Raw genomic sequence first — 579 nt, 5'->3', positions numbered from 1 at the left:
TCGGAAAAAGGGTTACGCTGTTTTGGTACGCATGACTGGCACGCCAAAGGCCGCATTAATGTCATTGGTGCCATTATCAAAAATACCTTCGTCACCTTAAGCTTGTTTACCGAGCATATTAATGCTGATGTTTTTTATGCGTGGATGACGCAAGATTTGCTGCCAAAGCTTCCACACGGAGCAGTGATAGTGATGGACAATGCGCCTTTCCATAAACGGAATGACACAACACAAGCGATAGCAGACAGCAGATGTCAACTGGAATGGCTTCCCGCTTATAGTCCGGATTTGAACCCCATAGAACACAAATGGGGCGGAGCAAAAGCGGTAAGGAGGCAAAAAAGATGTTCAGTTGATGAGTTGTTTACAGAGCATATTGAATATGTCAGGTTATGTTGATTCTGCTATACATGGTCGATGACTTGTTTTCTTTTGATATCAAAAGCATACCAACGCCAATGAGCGTGACATCATGGTAAGCTATATGAACGCATCCCGTTTGCAAGACAAAAATCATGTTGACATCGACGGTAGGTTGCAGCTCTATATCCGGCCTTATTGCAGCCGATGCCGCGGGCC

Annotated in this window: 1 protein-coding gene; it reads left to right on the top strand. The window is 44.9% G+C overall.

The features are described from left to right. The coding region (locus Xmir_RS22330) for a transposase (protein WP_099116122.1) at positions 1-399 on the top strand (399 nt) is incomplete at its 5' end. Between the last annotated feature and the right edge of the window lie 180 nt (positions 400-579).

The organism is Xenorhabdus miraniensis (assembly GCF_002632615.1).
Note: the sequence above shows the minus strand (reverse complement) of the source record. Positions and strands in the feature narration are given on the sequence as shown.